Annotated in this window: 16 protein-coding genes; 11 read left to right on the top strand and 5 right to left on the bottom strand. The window is 38.1% G+C overall.

All coding sequences use genetic code 11. The features are described 5' to 3' along the window. The 7 genes from ACJROP_RS05010 to ACJROP_RS04980 all read left to right on the top strand — a co-directional run. A partial coding sequence (locus ACJROP_RS05010; protein ID WP_406534387.1) for a F420-dependent methylenetetrahydromethanopterin dehydrogenase occupies window positions 1-601 on the top strand: 601 nt, incomplete at its 5' end. 43 nt (window positions 602-644) lie between these two features. Further along, a complete protein-coding gene (gene mcrB / locus ACJROP_RS05005) occupies window positions 645-1,976 on the top strand; it encodes a coenzyme-B sulfoethylthiotransferase subunit beta (RefSeq protein WP_406534386.1) in 1,332 nt (443 codons plus the stop codon). 9 nt (window positions 1,977-1,985) lie between these two features. Next, window positions 1,986-2,480, top strand: coding sequence for a methyl-coenzyme M reductase operon protein D (gene mcrD / locus ACJROP_RS05000; RefSeq protein ID WP_406534385.1), 495 nt, complete (start codon window positions 1,986-1,988; stop codon window positions 2,478-2,480). A gap of 17 nt (window positions 2,481-2,497) precedes the next feature. Next, window positions 2,498-3,292, top strand: a complete 795-nt coding sequence (gene mcrG / locus ACJROP_RS04995; RefSeq protein WP_406534384.1) for a coenzyme-B sulfoethylthiotransferase subunit gamma — start codon at window positions 2,498-2,500, stop codon at window positions 3,290-3,292. 1 nt (window position 3,293) lies between these two features. Beyond that, window positions 3,294-4,949 carry a coenzyme-B sulfoethylthiotransferase subunit alpha gene (gene mcrA / locus ACJROP_RS04990; protein WP_406534383.1) on the top strand — a complete coding sequence of 552 codons (1,656 nt, stop codon included), beginning with the start codon at window positions 3,294-3,296 and terminating at the stop codon, window positions 4,947-4,949. A gap of 548 nt (window positions 4,950-5,497) precedes the next feature. Next, window positions 5,498-6,286 carry an ADP-ribosylglycohydrolase family protein gene (locus tag ACJROP_RS04985; RefSeq protein WP_406534382.1) on the top strand — a complete coding sequence of 263 codons (789 nt, stop codon included), beginning with the start codon at window positions 5,498-5,500 and terminating at the stop codon, window positions 6,284-6,286. A 44-nt stretch (window positions 6,287-6,330) separates the two neighbouring features. Further along, window positions 6,331-7,866, top strand: a complete 1,536-nt coding sequence (locus ACJROP_RS04980) for a putative glycoside hydrolase (RefSeq protein ID WP_406534381.1) — start codon at window positions 6,331-6,333, stop codon at window positions 7,864-7,866. A gap of 9 nt (window positions 7,867-7,875) precedes the next feature. Here ACJROP_RS04980 and ACJROP_RS04975 read toward each other — a convergent pair whose 3' ends face one another. Further along, a complete protein-coding gene (locus ACJROP_RS04975; protein ID WP_406534380.1) occupies window positions 7,876-8,646 on the bottom strand; it encodes a TrmB family transcriptional regulator in 771 nt (256 codons plus the stop codon). Between the two features lie 122 nt (window positions 8,647-8,768). Here ACJROP_RS04975 and hcp point away from each other — a divergent pair, with 122 nt between their 5' ends. Together hcp and ACJROP_RS04965 are read left to right on the top strand one after the other, a co-directional pair. Then, window positions 8,769-10,076, top strand: a complete 1,308-nt coding sequence (gene hcp / locus ACJROP_RS04970; RefSeq protein WP_406534379.1) for a hydroxylamine reductase — start codon at window positions 8,769-8,771, stop codon at window positions 10,074-10,076. A 3-nt stretch (window positions 10,077-10,079) separates the two neighbouring features. After that, a complete protein-coding gene (locus ACJROP_RS04965) occupies window positions 10,080-10,409 on the top strand; it encodes a cupin domain-containing protein (RefSeq protein ID WP_406534378.1) in 330 nt (109 codons plus the stop codon). Between the two features lie 14 nt (window positions 10,410-10,423). Here ACJROP_RS04965 and ACJROP_RS04960 read toward each other — a convergent pair whose 3' ends face one another. The 4 genes from ACJROP_RS04960 to ACJROP_RS04945 all read right to left on the bottom strand — a co-directional run bounded on the left by ACJROP_RS04960 (window position 10,424) and on the right by ACJROP_RS04945 (window position 15,427). Beyond that, window positions 10,424-11,239 carry a class I SAM-dependent methyltransferase gene (locus ACJROP_RS04960; protein ID WP_406534377.1) on the bottom strand — a complete coding sequence of 272 codons (816 nt, stop codon included), beginning with the start codon at window positions 11,237-11,239 and terminating at the stop codon, window positions 10,424-10,426. Beyond that, window positions 11,236-12,243 carry an aldo/keto reductase gene (locus tag ACJROP_RS04955; RefSeq protein WP_406534376.1) on the bottom strand — a complete coding sequence of 336 codons (1,008 nt, stop codon included), beginning with the start codon at window positions 12,241-12,243 and terminating at the stop codon, window positions 11,236-11,238. The genes ACJROP_RS04960 and ACJROP_RS04955 overlap by 4 nt, the downstream gene beginning before the upstream one ends. A gap of 199 nt (window positions 12,244-12,442) precedes the next feature. Then, the gene (locus tag ACJROP_RS04950; RefSeq protein ID WP_406534375.1) at window positions 12,443-14,275 is read right to left on the bottom strand and encodes an Ig-like domain-containing protein; all 1,833 of its coding nucleotides are present in this window, start codon (window positions 14,273-14,275) and stop codon (window positions 12,443-12,445) included. Window positions 14,276-14,422: 147 nt separating this feature from the next. Next, entirely contained in the window at window positions 14,423-15,427 is a 1,005-nt protein-coding gene (locus ACJROP_RS04945; RefSeq protein WP_406534374.1) for a tetratricopeptide repeat protein, read from the bottom strand. Between the two features lie 128 nt (window positions 15,428-15,555). Between ACJROP_RS04945 and ACJROP_RS04940 the strand changes: the two genes are divergently transcribed. Together ACJROP_RS04940 and ACJROP_RS04935 are read left to right on the top strand one after the other, a co-directional pair. Beyond that, window positions 15,556-17,226, top strand: a complete 1,671-nt coding sequence (locus tag ACJROP_RS04940) for a glutamate--tRNA ligase (RefSeq protein WP_406534373.1) — start codon at window positions 15,556-15,558, stop codon at window positions 17,224-17,226. Between the two features lie 9 nt (window positions 17,227-17,235). Beyond that, on the top strand, window positions 17,236-17,703 hold the full coding sequence (locus ACJROP_RS04935) for a hypothetical protein (protein ID WP_406534372.1): 468 nt from the start codon (window positions 17,236-17,238) through the stop codon (window positions 17,701-17,703). The last annotated feature ends 37 nt before the right edge of the window (window positions 17,704-17,740 follow it).

Genomic DNA, 17,740 nt, shown 5'->3' with positions numbered 1-17,740 from the left:
AGCAAGAGAATTATTATCTGAAAAAGATGTTCCTGCTATTATCATCGGTGACGCACCTGGTAAAGGTAAGAAAGATGAAATGGACGAACAAGGTTTAGGATACATTATTGTAATGTCAGATCCAATGATTGGTGCAAAAAGAGAATGGCTAGACCCAACTGAAATGGCAATATTTAACGCAGACATCTTGAAAGTATTGGCTGAAACCGGTGCATTAAGACTAGTCCAACAAACCATCGACGGTGTAATCGCTCAAGCAGAAGCAGGCGAAGAAATCGAATTGCCAAAACTCATAATCACAGCTGAAAAGGCTGCAGAAGCAGGAAGATTCGCTAATCCATATGCAAAAGCAAAAGCTATTGCTGCTTACGAAATGGCTGGTGCAGTCGCAAACCTGGACATGAAAGGTTGTTTCATGACCAAAGGTTTCGAAAACTTCATTCCGTTAGTTGCAGCAGCACACGAAATCGCTTCATGTGCAGCTAAATTAGCACAAGAAGCAAGAGAAATCGAAAAATCAAACGACACAGTTTTAAGAACACCTCACATGAAAGAAGGAAACCCGGGTTGTAAAACAGAATTAATTTCTAAACCTGAATAAATCTTTTTCTTTCTTTCTTTTTTTTAAAAAAAGGAGTTAAATAATGAAAAATTATGATGATGTTATTGATTTGTATGGTCCGGATGGAAAGATAATTGAAGAATCCGTTCCTTTAGATTCAATAAGTCCGCTAAAAAATTCTGCTATACAGGAAATGATATATGATATTAAACGTTCTACCGCTGTCAACCTTGCAGGTATTGAAAAAGGTTTGAAGACCGCAGCAATGGGTGGGAAGGCGACCTACATTCCAGGTCGTGAATTAGATATCCCTATCGTTGAAAATGCAGAATTGATTGCTGAAAAGATTAGAAGAATATTGAGAGTCAATGAAGATGACGATACCGTTGTTAATCTGATCAATGATGGTCAGCAATTGCTGGTTCAGCTTCCGTTTGAAAGGTTGAATGTGGCTGCAGATTATAGTGTCTCAACAATGCAGACAGGTTCTGCTGTAATTCAGGCAATAATCGATAGCTTTGAAATCAACATGTTCGATGCGTCAACCATTAAGACAGCAGTTATGGGAGCATATCCTAGAACTGTCGATCTTGCAGGAGCAAATATCAGTGCCCTTTTGGGTCCTCCTGTTCTTTTGGAAGGACTGGGATATGGTTTGAGAAATGTCATGGCAAACCATGTGGTTGCTATTACCAATAAACAGACTCTGAATGCCGCAGCATTATCATCCATCATGGAACAAACAGCAATGTTTGAAACAGGAGACGCTGCCGGAGCATTTGAAAGAATGCACTTATTGACATTAGCATATCAGGGCTTAAATGCTGATAACTTGGTATTCGACATTGTTAAAGAGAATGGTAAAGGCACTGTCGGTACAGTAATTCAGTCATTGGTTGGAAGGGCGATTGAAGACAATGTCATTCGTGTTGCCAAAAAGATGCCTTCAGGATACAATATGTATGAACCTGTTGATTGGGCTTTGTGGAATGCATATGCGGCTGCAGGCCTGCTTGCTGCCGTAATCGTTAATGTGGGAGCTGCAAGGGCAGCTCAGGGAGTTGCATCCACTGTATTATACTATAATGATATGCTGGAATATGAGACAGGCCTTCCTGGTGTGGACTATGGTAGGACAGAAGGTGTTGGTGTAGGATTCAGTTTCTTTTCACATTCAATTTATGGCGGTGGAGGTCCAGGCACATTCCACGGAAACCACGTCGTTACAAGACACGCAAAGGGAACCGCAATTCCTTGCGCATCCGCTGCGATGTGTTTGGATGCCGGTACTCAGATGTTTTCAGTAGCAAAAACATCCTCATTGATTGGAACAGTATATGGTACAATCGAGAATCTCAGAAATCCAATTCCTAATGTAGCTAAGGTTGCAGGTGAAATCAAAGATAAACTTTAAGGTGTTTTCATGGAAGAATCAGAGAAGATTAATGTCATTGACATCAAAATCATTCCAAACAGGTATTTGAAGCCAAATACTACAGAAAAGATTTTAAATGACTTATATGATTTGGAAGGACAACAAAGAGTCTTGATTCATGGCCCTTCAATTCCATTAAAGGTATTTTATGGTCCTGGAAAAGGTCATGTTGTAAATCATACTGATAGAAAGGAAATCAACGTAAAAGGAAACGCTATCGAATTGAGAGTAATGGTCGGTGAAATTGTTATTACTGTAGACGTATCAAAATTCAATGAATTCATGGACGGTCTGGAAGTTGTTTTGGAAAGTCACATGCCATGTGATTATTCATTGCTTGTAGGCATTTTCACAAGGACAAAGTCAACAATTTCCGATTATTTGAAATATGGAAACAATTTTGAAAAGGTCATTGATGACCGTTACATCGGTTTAGTTGATTCACGTGCAAAGACTTCAGAAGCTGTTAAAGTTATTAAATAATATTATGTTGGTGAATTATGGGATATAAAGCACAATACGGCCCTGGTGAAACAAAAATTGCTGAAAATAGAAGAAAGCATATGAATCCAGAGCACGAATTTAAAAAGATTAGAGATATTTCCGATGAGGGTTTGGTCAAGATATTGGGCCATAGAAACCCTGGTGAAAGTTATAAAACAGTTCATCCTCCTTTAGCTGAAATGGAAGATGATGGTGATATAATTAAGCATTTAGTAGAACCTACTCCCGGTGCAAAAGAGGGAGTTAGGGTTAGATATATTCAATTTGCAGATTCAATGTATAACGCTCCTGCACAGCCATATGATAGGGCAAGAACTTATTTGTGGAGATACAGGGGAGTGGATACCGGTACATTATCTGGAAGACAAGTTATTGAAATTAGAGAACAAGATTTGGAGAAAATTGCAAAAGATTTAGTCGAAACTGATTTGTTCGACCCTGCAAGATGTGGTATGAGGGGAGCAACAGTACATGGACACTCCTTGAGACTTGATGAAAACGGTTTGATGTTTGATGGTCTTCAAAGATATATTTTCAATGAGGATGATGGCCATGTTTACTATGTCAAGGATCAAGTCGGACGTCCTTTGGACGAGATGATTGATGTCGGAGCTCCTTTGGACGAGGAATACTTAAAGGAAATCACAACAATTTATAGGGAAGACAATATCGGTATGAGGCAAGATAAGGAAGCCATTGAAGTTGTTGAAAATATTCATACAGCCCGTACTGAAGGTGGTTACGGTATGAATGTATTTTCTAAAGACTTGAAAAAGAAATTAGGTGAATAAGATGGGTTTAGAGGATAAAAAGTTTTTAAGCGCATTAAATGAAAAATTCAAAGGTGAAGACCAGGAAAGTGATCACACCAGTTTTTACTGCTTTGGCGGTTGGAAACAATCTGAAAGAAAAAGGGAATTCAATGATGCGGCTGAAAAATTAGCTAAAGAAAGAAACATGCCATTTTATAATCCTGACATCGGTGTGCCTTTAGGACAAAGACAGCTGATGGCATATAAAATATCCGGAACCGATGATTATGTTGAAGGAGACGATTTGCACTTCTGTAACAATGCAGCTATCCAGCAATTAGTCGACGACATCAAAAGGACCATCATTGTAGGAATGGATACAGCTCACTCAGTATTGCAAGAAAGGTTGGGTGTAGAGGTCACTCCAGAAACAATCAATGAGTATATGGAAAACATCAACCATGCACTTCCGGGTGGTGCTGTAGTTCAGGAACATATGGTTGAAGTGCATCCTGGTCTTGCAGAAGACTGTTATGCTAAAATTTTCACAGGAAATGATGATTTGGCAGATGAACTTGATAAAAGAGTATTGATTGACATTAACAAAGAGTTTCCGGAAGAACAGGCTGAAATGCTTAAAAGTTATGTTGGAAATAAAACCTACCAAGTCAGTAAAGTGCCGACACTTGTTGTAAGGGCATGTGACGGTGGTACCGTATCCAGATGGTCTGCTATGCAAATCGGTATGAGTTTCATCAATGCATACAAGCTATGTGCAGGTGAAGCGGCTATTGCAGATTTTTCATATGCTGCAAAACACGCAGATGTTATTGGTATGGCATCATTCCTGCCTGCCAGGCGTGCAAGAGGACCTAACGAACCTGGTGGTGTAGCATTTGGTACCTTAGCAGATATAGTACAGACTTCCAGAGTGTCTGAAGACCCTGTTGAGATAACATTGGAAGTTATTGCGGCTGCAGCGGTTTTGTATGACCAGGTATGGTTAGGTTCATACATGTCTGGAGGTGTAGGTTTTACTCAATATGCCAGTGCAACTTATACTGACGATATTTTAGATGATTTTGCATACTATGGTTTAGATTATGTTGAAAAGCATTACGGTTTATGCAATGCCGAATTGAGTATGGATACCGTAAGAGACATTGCAACTGAAGTTACTCTTTATGGATTAGAACAATATGAAATACCTACTCTTTTGGAAACTCACTTTGGTGGTTCTCAAAGGGCATCAGTAGTATCAGCTGCAGCGGGATGTTCAACTGCATTCGCTACTGGAAATTCCAATGCTGGTGTAAACGGTTGGTATTTGAGTATGATTTTACATAAGGAAACTCACTCAAGGCTTGGTTTCTATGGCTATGATTTGCAGGACCAGGCTGGTGCATCCAATTCTTTATCAATCAGAAGTGATGAAGGTTTAATTCACGAATTACGCGGACCTAATTATCCGAACTACGCGATGAATGTAGGTCATCAACCAGAATATGCAGGAATCGCTCAAGCGCCTCATGCAGCAAGAGGGGATGCCTTCTGTACAAATCCATTGATCAAAATTGCATTTGCAGATAGCCATAATACCTTTGACTTTAGACATCCTAGAAAGGAAATTGCTAAAGGAGCATTGAGAGAATTCATGCCTTCTGGTGAAAGAGATATAATTATCCCTGCAAGATAATTTTTATCTCTTTTTTTATTTTTTTAGGGTATCATATTAATATATTTCTAAATTATTTTGATATTAAAGTGTTTTTATGAGCCTTTAATCGCTTAATTCTACATTTAATTATGTTAAATGTTATATTGATAGTTTTTACTATTCTAATTTTAATTTAAATAGGTTTATGTGATTAAACCAATAATCAGGTAATGGATAGCATTATGTAAAATATCTGTAATTTTTTTAAAAGTAGTTATGATTCCGGAAAATCCGGAACCATATTTTTTCATGTTAGTTTTTTTGTGAAGTAATCTGCCGAAATTCCTATATCAATATAACATAACTTATAACTGAATTTATTCAAGGAAGCGGGTTTCGAATGTTTTCGAAAAATATGATATAGAAATTTCCAGTTTTGCGATAATAGCAACTATTATCAAATTTTACTCTATTTGAAGTATTATATAACTTTTTTCTTCTTTTTAACATCAATTTTGTTAAATTAAAGCAATTTTACAGTGTGAAAGCAATAAAATTTATAAATTATTTAAACACATATTAATATCATGAAAGGAATTATTGGAGCAATCAGCGGAGACATTATTGGATCAATTTATGAATTCAATTCAATCAAGACCAAGGATTTTGAGTTATTTAATAGAAGGTCCGGGTTTACGGACGATACAGTAATGACATTGGCAATTGCCAATTGGCTAGTTGAAGATAAAACATCAAAAGACGTTTTGATTAAAAATTTGAAACGTTTCGGCAATGAATATCCTAATGCGGGTTACGGCGGAATGTTTAAGAGATGGTTAGGGCAAGATAATCCTGACCCTTACGGAAGTTGGGCAAATGGGTCAGCAATGAGAGTTTCACCTTGTGCATGGGTTGCAGATTCACTAGAAGAGGCCCAAGACTTGGCCTATCAATCTGCAGTAGTTACTCATGACCATCCTGAAGGCATAAAGGGTGCATTAGCCACTTGTGATGCAATATATCTTGCAAGGATTGGGGCAGAAAAGGATGAAATCAGAAACCATATTGAAACCCGATATGAATATGACTTAGATAGGTCAGTTGATGAAATAAGGCAGACATATTCTTTTGATGTTTCATGTGCCGGAAGTGTTCCCGAATCAATAATATGCTTTTTAGAGGCTAGAGATTTCGAGGATTCCATTAGAAATGCAGTATCTTTAGGAGGGGATGCAGATACACAAGCTGCAATCACCGGAAGTATTGCATCTGCATATTGGGATGTTCCGAAAAATATTTCATTTAAAGCTATTCATCGCTTGGATTACAGATTATTGGGTGTTTTCATAGATTTTGAAGAAAAGTTTGGTGATTAAATATTTAAGCATTGAAAAACTAAAAATAATATGGTAGTGGAATAATGGAAAATAAAATTATTTTTAGTTTTATCATCATCCTAACTTTGTTTTTAACCATATCAGCCACTTTTGCTAGTGAAAATATCACTGATGATGAGATTTGCTTTTTAGATGATAATTCATCTGCAATAATCTGTGAAGCTGATGTGGATAATGAAGATACGGATGATGTTGTTGATGCGAATAACAAATCAACATCTGAAATCTCTGCGGATGATGTTGTTTCATATACGGATTATAATGATGAGTTTACAGTAATGTTAACTTCAAACAACACAACTTTATCAAACAAGTCAGTATTGATTGTCTTAAATGATGTTACATATAATAAAACCACTGGAGAAAACGGTCAGGCCCATATAGACTTTAAACTTAAGGCAGGAAATTATTCTGTTAGCTTTTATTTTGAGGGAGATGAGAATTACACCTCCTGCAATGGAACGGCCACAATAATAATCAAACCGGACATCATCACATCGCTGAAGGTTGTTGATAAGGATATCAATTACAGAGCGGGTTCAAATTCAATATTCCAGCTACGGCTGCTGGATGTTAATAATAATCCGATCAGCGGGAAAAAGGTTAAAATAACCGTATGCGGAAAAACATACACTGCCAAAACAAATTCCAATGGTTATGCGACATTCTATTTAAAGAATCTTAAAAAAGGGAATCAGATAATTACGTATTCTTTTTCTAAAGAGGGAGATTATCTTTCTTGCAATGGTTCTTTCAGTATAACCGTAAAGCCAAAGCTAACAAAAGGAAATGGATATTGGGTCAATAAATGGGATATGTATAAGGTTAACCTTAAAAAACTTTCAAAGAAAGGAACCAAGCATATTTTCCTTATTCACACGGCTTTTGACAAGTACGGTGAGACAAAAGTTTTAAAGTGGATTAAAAAAGCCCACAAGTATGGCATTAAAGTTCATATATGGATATCAGTATTCTATAAGAATGGGAAATACTTGCATCCTTCAGATAAAAAGGGCGTTTACAACTACAAACAGATGAATAAGATTATAAAGAAAGCCAAGTACTATGCAAGTTTTAAGGAAGTAGACGGAATCCATTTTGACTATCTCCGATTTGGAGGAAATGCATATAAGTATAAGAATGGCGCTCAGGCTATAAATTACTTTGTAAAAACTGCATGCAAATCAATTAGAGAGGTCAACTCAAATATCATTATCTCATCAACTGTAATGCCAGAACCTAATGGCATGAAGTATTATTATGGGCAGGATGTTCCTACAATATCCAAATACTTGGATGTAGTTATGCCTATGCTGTATAAAGGCAATTACCATGCGAGTTCTAAATGGATTAAAAAGACAACTAAGCAGTTTGTAAAAAAATCCAACGGAGCTAAAATATGGGGCGGGCTTCAAACTTATAAATCCGATTGGAATATTAAAAAATTATCTTATAAATCATTATTGAAAGATGCTAAAGCAGCTAAAAAAGGCGGAGCATCCGGAATTGTTTTATTCAGATGGGGTTTGTCTCAGTTTTTGAATTTCAAGAAGGTATGAGTTTTTAACTCATTTTTCATTTTTTAGTTTTTTCAATTGATTCATGAAACGGTCATCATAATTTTTAGCTATTTCTTCGTATTTGTTCCAGATTCCAATTGCTGTTTCGGGAATGACGTTTCTTTTGTCTTCTGAAAATCTGGTATAGGTGTGGAGCATCTCTTTTGAATCTGAAATCATCACTTTAACAAATGGGATATCTGCTTTTTGAACATTTATTTCATTTTCTTTGAAGAATTCAACAATTTCAAATTTTTCATCATTAATGTAGCAAGTTGGTGAAGCTAAGATATTTATTTCCAGATTTCGTCTTTTTTTAAATGCTTTTACAAGCGCTTCGCCTTCCCCTTCAAATAAGAATCCTATTCTCATGTTAACTGATGTTTTTGCCCTTTTTATGATTTCGATTTCCTGTGAGATAATTTTTTCAACACCATAGATTCTCCATATTGGGGCTTGAACCTGATTCATTCCGTTTTCATAGATATTTGTAAGTCTTGTTATTGCATCATCGATTTCTGCATCGATTCTATCTTTTTCTTTACTCAACACATCTATAGGAGATTTGACATTATATGTCAATGGTCTTCCGTCTTCAACTTCTATGAAATTTTTATTGATCAACCCTTTCAGAACATCATATATTTTACTTCGAGGAATGCCTGATTTTTCAGATATTTCGCTTGCTGTCGATGAAATTAATGATGTCAATGTTACATATGCTTGAGCTTCATACATTGTAAGCCCAATTCCTTTCAATACGTGTATATTCTCATCCATAATTTCTGATTTGTTTCAGGAAATATAAAAGTTTTACTACTTTTCACCCTTGAATAGTTACAATATCTTTAAATACTCTTCCAAGATAACTTTAATTAACAATACAAAAAGAGGTTATTGAAATGTCAGATGGATTAGATATGTTTTGTTATCAATGTTCCCAGGCAGGTAAAGGCACTGGATGTACTGTAAGTGGTGTTTGCGGTAAAAAACCTACCGTAGCAAGATTGCAGGATAACTTGATTTTTACCATGAAAGGAATCAGCGCATACAACTACAATGCAAATGTTTTAGGTAAATTCAATCCTGAAATTGATGCATTCTTGACTAAAGGACTGTATACCACATTAACCAATGTCAACTTTGATGCAAATGACTTGGTGGCATTGGCTTTGGAAGCGGGTAAGGTAAGCGTAGATGTAATGAGGTTGCTTAAGGATGCACACATTGAAGCTTACGGCGAACCGCAGCCGGTTGAAGTAAAAGTAGGAGCACAAGAAGGTCCGGCCATTATAGTAACAGGCCACGACTTGAAAGCTCTAGAGGAACTGTTAAAACAGGTTGAAGGAACAGACATTAAGGTCTACACTCACTCTGAAATGCTGCCTGCACACGGATATCCTGGTTTGAACAAATATGAAAACCTGGCAGGACAACTAGGAGGGGCATGGCACGATCAAAGAGCAGTCTTTAAAAAATACAATGCGGCAATTGTCGGAACAAGCAACTGCGTACTTCCTGCTTTAGATGCTTATAAGGAAAGAATGTTTACCATGGATGTAGCAAAACTTGAAGGCGTAAAAACAGTCGAAGATTATGACTTTTCAGAAGTTATCGAATGCGCCAAATCTCTTGGAGGCTTGGAAGCTGAAGAATTGACCACAATAACAACCGGTTGGAGCGCTGGAGCTATTGTTGAGCATGCAGATGCAATCAAAAAATTGGTGGAAGAAGGCAAAATAAGAAGGTTCTTTGTCGTTGGAGGATGTGACAAGGCAGCCAAACACAACGACTACTACAGGGAATTCGTGCAAAACTTGCCTGAAGATACCGTTATCTTGACATTAGCTTGCGGAAAATACAAATTCAATGACTTGGATTTAGGCGATATTGAAGGAATCCCAAGACTGCTCGATGTGGGCCAGTGCAACGACACCATTGTTGCGGTTGATGTTGCAGTAGCATTATGTGAATTGTTCGGCATGGAACTGAACGAATTGCCGTTGACAATTGTCCTCAGCTGGATGGAACAAAAGGCAGCTGCTGTCCTTTGGGCTTTATTATACCTGGGCAAAACCGACATGTGGATCGGCCCTGTGCTTCCTGCATGGTGTAATGAAGACATTATCAATGTCCTTGTTGAAAACTACAACTTGACTCCAACAACCGGAGATGCAATAGCTGATATTAAAACAATTATGGGGGAATAAGCTATGAGTGCCGATATCATGGCAAAAGCCTTGGATATCCAAAAACTAGTAGGCTATCAAGACGATACTGTCGTCAGCCGTGAAGTAATCAAAAAGGAATTGGGAACCGTAACATTCTTTGCCTTCGATCAAGGCCAAGGATTGTCTGAGCATTCCGCTCCTTTTGATGCTATGGTTCAGATTATTGACGGTGAAGCGGAAATCACAATTTCCGGTGTGAAAAACACTGTAAAAGCAGGTGAAATCATCATCATGCCTGCAAATGAACCCCATGCGCTTCAGGCAGAAAACAGCCCTTATAAAATGATTTTAACCATGATCAAAAGTGATTAATTTCATTTTATTTTTTATCTTTTTTTCCACCAGACCATTATCCAATCGGCCTTATCTTTAACGTTATAGTATTTTCCGGTTTCTTCATCATATGTAAGTATTCTTTCCAGATATTTTTTGAGAAGCTCCTTTTCTTCATCGGAGTATAAGTCAAGTCTGAATTTGCCGTTGTCCACGGCATCATCAATGCTTTCATATTCACGGTAATTGTTCAGGTCAAATCTTTCAATGTTTGCATAGATTCCTAAGTTAAACAATATGTTGAAGAAATAGTTGTAATCCGCGAAATCTTCGGTTTTAATTCCGATTTCCTTATCGAAATCCTTTTCAATCTTTTTGTTTTCCGGTCCGAAAATGGTTATGAAAACATATTTGTTGGCAATCTTGTCCAATTCCAGCAGGACCTCGTCAATAGGTATGATTCCGTTCAGAGACCTTGAACAGACCACCACATCAACATCCCCTATTTCATCATAGCTGATTTCTTCAATCGGCTTTAAGATGGTTTCAATATTAGTGATATTATTTTCATTTGCTCTTTTTTCTAGATATTCGAGCATTTTAGGTGATGAATCGACTCCAATTACCTTTTTAACTCTTTTAGCTATTGGTATGGTGACGGATCCTTCGCCGCAGCCGACATCGAGGACAACATCATCTTCATCTAAAATCAATTTGTCAAATAAGGCATTCTGGTAATCGTCTTTTCTTGTTCTTTTATAAAATCCGGGTGCTGCCTTATCCCAATCCTTATCCACTTTTGTTGATAGTTTTTCGGCCCAGAATCCAAGCCAATCCACATCATCCGGGTTTTCGATACATTGCTTCATATTTTCACTTTCCCTGTCAATACGTTCTGGTAATCTTCATAGTTCTCTTTTAAAAGTTCGGGGATATTTAACTCATATGGGCATTTGTCCACACAGGAATAGCATTCTGTACAGTCCAGGGTCTTTTTCATTATCTCCTGTGTCCTTTCATCCAGGTTAGGTTCTGTTGGAAATCTTCTAATCCAAAGTGACATTCTTGCACATAGGCTGACATTGATTCCTTCAGGACATGGCATGCAGTATCCGCAGCCTCTGCAGAAGTTGTCTCCAAGCTCTTTTTTGTCCTTTTCGATGAATGCTTTTAGTTCATCATCCAAAACAGTATTTTCATCGTAGCTTAAGAATTCATTGAGCTCTTCCAGCTTTTGAATTCCCCAGATTGGCAGTACATTATCAAATTGATTTAGGAATGCAAAGCTTGCTTTTGAGTTTTTCAGCAAGCCTCCACCCATTGCCTTCATTGCAATGAATCCAACATCCAATGTTTTACATTTTTCAACTAGTCTTATCTCTTCATCACCGCTTAAATAGGAAAAGGGATATTGCAGTGTTTCGTACAGTCCGCTGTCAAGCGCCTCGTGAGCATGTGTGATTTTATGAGTTGTAATTCCAATGTGCCTTACCATGCCGTCCTCTTTGGCCTGAAGCATCGCTTTGTATAAGTCATCTTCCTCTTTAGGACAGAATGAAATGTTGTGGAATTGATGAAGGTCAAGATAATCGGTTTTCATGCTTTTAAGTGATGTTTCCAAATCGCTCCAGAATTCTTCCACATCTTCCGCTCCACTTTTGGTTGCAAGATAGATGTTTTCACGAACGTCACTCAATGCACGACCAATCTTTTCCTCACTGTCTGTGTAGAAGTGTGCAGTATCATAGAAATTTATTTCGTTTTCGTAAGCAGTCTGAAGAATTTCAATTGAATCTTCCATGTTACGTCTCTGGATTGGCAGTGCGCCGAATCCGTTTTTGTTTACCTCAAGATTAGTTTTTCCAAGCCTCATTTTAAAACACGCCCTCAGTTAAATGTTATTGGTTGAAAATGTTATTCGAAAATTTTCATGTTGATATTATTATATATCTTTCTATGGCTATTTTAGTATTGCTCTTGATTTTTTCAGAAAATATGGCAATGTTTGACAGATGTCAGATATTAAAAAATAGTTTTAAGAAAATAAAAAAAGTTGTAGATGCGTGTTGCATCTACCTTTTGACTTTTGCAGTTCTTTTAGCGACTTTTTTACCGTAGCTAGCTTGGTATTTGACCTTTTTGCCCACTTTAAGTTTTTTTAAAACGTTTTTCTTGATGGTTACTTTTGCAATTCCCTTTTTATTGGTTTTTGCTTTTATTGCTTTTTTGTTGAATTTGAATTTTATCCATTTGCCTTTGACGGCTTTTCCATTGATTTTCAATGTTGCGGTCAAGATGAGCTTTTTGGCTGATTTTTTGACTTTGACCTTTTTGAGGGTCAATGTTATCTTATTCGGTTTAGAAACTTTTTTGCTGGCTTTTGTAAAGGTAAGTGTCTTGGATGTTGAAATGTAGTTGTCGTCCCCGCTGTAGATTACAACTGCGGTGTAGGTTCCGTCTGCAAGTCCTGGTATGGTCAATGATCCGCTGCCGGTAAAGTATGAACTGCTGTATTTCTTGCCGTTTATCAGTACGGTTATGGCTCCGCCAGCATCCTTTGCAACATTCACTTTAAATACAGGGTTTTCGCCTGCTTTGGATTCGACGCTAGCAGACATATTAGGGTCCTGACCTACGAAGATGTATGCCTCAGGGTAGAAATAATTTCCTTTGCTGTCTTCATATTCCATGTTGATCGGTCCGGATTTGTTGGCTATGAACTTGACGCTTGCCTTTCCGTTTACAACCTTTGTATTGATTGGATGGTCGGATTCAAGAAAATAGCTGCCAGGAACTATTACTGTTAAGTTGCCTGAATATGTGCTTGGAAGTTCGAAGGTAAGTGTATATTCCTTGCCTTTTATCAGTTCGGTATCGACTTTAACTATTGGCTCGCTATACAAAAATTCTCCAAATTCAAGAATTTTGTAGTCGCTTCCGGTATATTTGGCGTCAATCCAGTATTCCTTACCTAACTCCTTATAATCTGATAGGGAAACGCTTGCAAAACCGTTAACCAATGGAACATTTTTGATTTCCTCATCATTCACTTTAACTTGCAGATTTCCTTTTGCATTGCTAGGCAACTGCAAGGAGATTGTAGCGTCTTTGCTGTTGTAGGCTGTGTTCCAAACCTCCGTTGGATATCCATAAACTTCCACAGCCCTATCAAGTGAAAATGCTGCAAGATTCTTATCTCCCGCATAGTCAATGTGAAGGTTGTGGTATCCCATGCTCAATGAAGGCAGTGTTATGGTGGCAACACCCCTTATAATCGGTGCTGAATATTTTTTGTCGTCAATTGTGGCGATTACATTTCCGGTTCCTTCATTAATGAATATCTCTAAAAGTTCGGTTGTCCCATAGACAATTCCGACTTCTGAAACGTCATATGGAAGCAGCTGGAAGCTGCCTTTCACTGATTTTGGAGCATAACTGTCGTCGCCGGAATATTTGATTTCCCATGTATGTTTGTTGTATGTGAGATTATAGTCCTTGGAATACATGGAAAAATAATGATTTTTGGCAGTAATGGTCTTATTGCTCATGTAGTTATTATCTATGTAAAGAGATAATGTTCCATTGACTTTTTGAGGGAATTTAACATGGAAATAAGTGTTTTCCGCATCGTAGTCGGTGACTACAATTTCATCGATTATTTCGTCATTCTTATCAATTGAAGTGTTGACTGTCATTCTAGAATCCTTCTTTTCGGACAGTACTGGTTCATCCGTACCGGATTCAATTGTTTCATTGTCTACGCTTTCATCAATCGAAACCGTATTGTCGATTTCTTCTACTGTTAGATTGTCTGCTGAAGTATCATCAGCCGCGCTAACAGCACACATTGCTAAGATGGCCAGCAGAAATACGCTGACCAATATCAATCTTTTCATTCTCATCATTATCACACATTTCATAACGTTTTTAAACAAAAATTCAATTTTGAATAGTTCAAAATATGTTACATTTGGATTTATGTAAAAACTCAATTATAAAAAGGTATTATTAAAAAAAGAATAGTGGAGTTTGATTTACTCCGGTTTTTGAGTCTAATATCCGTTCATTTTCAATATTACATACAATATTAGTATAACAATTAATATGATAATCGAAGTCTTTGCCGAGAAGAATCTTGTTTTCCTGAATTCCTTGTCTTCGACTTCCCCTTTCTTCAGTATCCTTTCCTTTTCAAAGGAGCATTTCTGATAGATTGCTTCGATGTCTTTTGGAAGCCTGCCGTGCTCATTCAGCATGTTGATGGTCTTGTTCAGGTATTTGATTGCTTCGGCATCGTCGCCGAGATTGACGCAGCAGAAGGCGGCCTTGTAGTTGAAGTTGGTGACCAGTTCCAGGTCATCTTCGACCTTGCCTTCATAGTGGAGGCAGTTCTTGTAGCATTTCAGCGCTTCCCCATAGTCCTTAAGCTCAAACAACGCATCCCCCTTTGCATTGAATCCGACCAATGTGTCCTCTTCTGAAAGTGATTTGTCTAGGTATTCCAATGCCTCCTCGTTCCTGCCGTTCTTCTGGAGCATCTGGCCCTTGTACAGGTCTGACTTCTGGTCGCCTCCGAACTGGTTTTCGTAGTTGTTTAGAAACCTCAATGCATCCTCATATTGCTTTGCCTGCATAAGCAGTTCGATTTTTGCCATCAAAAGCTCTTTTTTGGAAATTCGGGGCTCTTCGATTTTCGAATATGATGAATAGTTCTTGTAAGCCCTGTCCATGTAGGTCAACGCTTCGTCGACTTCGCCCTTGTTGAATCGTGACATCGCCTTGTCGCATAGGACGTTGATGGAATTGGGCTGCTTTTCTAAATATTCATCAAAGTATTTCTCACCGTAATTGCCATCGCCATGGCCCTCATCATAGTACTGGTAATACAGTCCCTTTTCTTCAAGTGCAGGCAGATGGCCTGCTTCAATCAATAAATCTAAAATTAGTAAGTATGATTCGACATCATCTTTCGCATGTCTTTTTCTAGCTATCTTAAGAGCTTCACTGAAGTTTTCCTCTTCAATATATTGCTTTGCCTGATTAACAGCATCACTCATCATATCAACCTAAGTTTTTTTTATCTAACTCCTAATCTTTCAATAGCTACTCTCGTTAATATTATATATCTTCAATTAAATAAATAATATTGCTTATTTTTATTGAATTAATTAAATGTGATGATTAAATGAATGATTTAGAAGAAATTGTTTTCAAACATGCTTTGTTGAATGCGGCCAAACATAAGGGAAGTGCAAATCCCGGTGCTGTAATGGGCTCAATAATGTCAAATGAGCCGGAACTCAGAAGCAGAGCGAAAGAAATCGGTCCCTTAGCGGGTAAGATTGTGGCAAAAGTGAATGCGTTAAGCCCTGAAGAGCAAGCTTCAGAAATGGAAAAGTTAGGTGTTGAAGTTCAGGACAAAAAGCCTAAAGCTAAAGAGAAAGGCCTTCAGGAGCTTCCCGGAACTCATGAAAACATCGTTTTGAGATTTGCTCCAAACCCAAGCGGACCATTGCACATCGGACACTCAAGAGCAGCCGTTCCGAATGCGGAATATGTGAAAAGACATAACGGTAAACTGATTTTAAGAATTGAGGATACTGATCCCAAAAGAGTATTCGAACCTGCTTACGAAATGATTCCGGAGGATCTTGAATGGCTTGGAATCAATCCTGATGAAGTTATTTATCAGTCCGACAGGTTTGAAATCTATTACGATTACGCTCGCCAACTGATTGAAAAGGGCGCAGCTTACATGTGTACCTGTGACGGTGCAGACTTCAAGGAGCTTAAGGACAACTGCAAGGCATGTCCTTGCCGTGACAACAGCGTTGAAGAGAACCTCGAGTTATGGGACAAGTTTGACACTATGGAAGCAGGTGAGGCCGTGCTTAGGGTCAAGACTGACATCAACCACAAAAACCCTGCAATCCGTGACTGGGTTGCTATGAGATTGGTTGATGAAGAGCATCCTCGCTTGGGCACAAAATACAGGATATACCCTATGATGAACTTCTCCGTTGCAGTGGATGACCATCTGATGGGATTGACTCATGTCTTAAGGGGAAAGGATCACTTGGCCAATACTGAAAAGCAAAAGTACCTGTATGATGCCATGGGATGGGATACTCCTGAGTATATCCACTATGGAAGGCTTAAGATGGAGGACATTGCACTCAGTACCTCAAAGGCGATGGCTGGAATTGAAGACGGAACCTACTCCGGATGGGATGATCCAAGGCTTGGAACCTTAAGGGCCATTGCAAGACGTGGAATAGACCCAAGAACCATATATAATCTGATTACTGAAATCGGAGTCAAAATGGCGGATTCAGCAATCAGCTGGAAGAAGATTTACGGATTGAACCGCAATTTCCTGGAACCTGTAGCCAACAGGTATTTCTTCTGTGAAGACCCTGTGGAAATTGAAGTTGAAGGCTATGAAGGCGGCGAAGTTTCAATTGAAAGGCCGCTTCATGCAGACCATTTGGATAGGGGAAACAGGATTTTGCCGTTTGACGGAAAGGCATGCCTTGCAAAATCCGACATTAACGATGGACTGTTCAGACTGATGGATGCAGTCAATGTCGAAATTGCCGGAGATAAAATAGCTTATCACTCCACCTCATTTGAGGATGCAAGGGCTGTCAAAGCAAGAATCATCCAATGGGTGCCTACTGAAGACAATGTCAATGTGAAAATCGTCATGGATGACGCTTCAGTCAAGTCCGGTTTGGGTGAAGGTGCTTTACGTGATTTGTCTGTTGGAGATGTTGTTCAGTTTGAAAGGGTAGGATTTGCCCGTTTGGATGAAGTCAAGGATGATGAATTGGTATTCTACTATGCACACAAATAGGTGATTTTGGTGACATTATTTTCAAACGGCTTTGTAACTCTTCAGATGCCTGAAGATTTTGATGCCGTTGCAACAAAAGATGAATTTAATGACATGCATCTTGTAAATACTAAAATCCCGATGTCTATAAAATTTTCAACTACTCCCACATTGGTGGGGCTTCCTGAAATCAGCCAGGACATTGAAAAGAATCTGCAGGGCAATGATAAGATTAATGTGATCGCATCTGATTTCATTGCCATCAATGATGATATCTACTATATGGTGGTATCCTCATTTTCAGATGGCGAAAAGGAGGTTCGCAGGAACGAATTCCTATATGTTGAGGACAATAATTTGTATGTTTTTGAATTTACCTATCCTTATGCGGATAGGGAGCTCGATGACTTTTATTTGAATGTCATCCGTTCCTTAAAAATAATCGTACCTAAATATATTGTTGAAAATGGTGCGTATAAGTTAAATAAGAAAGAGTAATTCTTTCTTAATCTATTTTTTTAAAAAAAAATTTGGT

The organism is Methanobrevibacter sp., assembly GCF_045220775.1.
Lineage (GTDB): Archaea > Methanobacteriota > Methanobacteria > Methanobacteriales > Methanobacteriaceae > Methanocatella.
The sequence above is the reverse complement of the archived record's forward strand: the minus strand, read 5'-3'. Positions and strand labels throughout refer to the sequence as shown.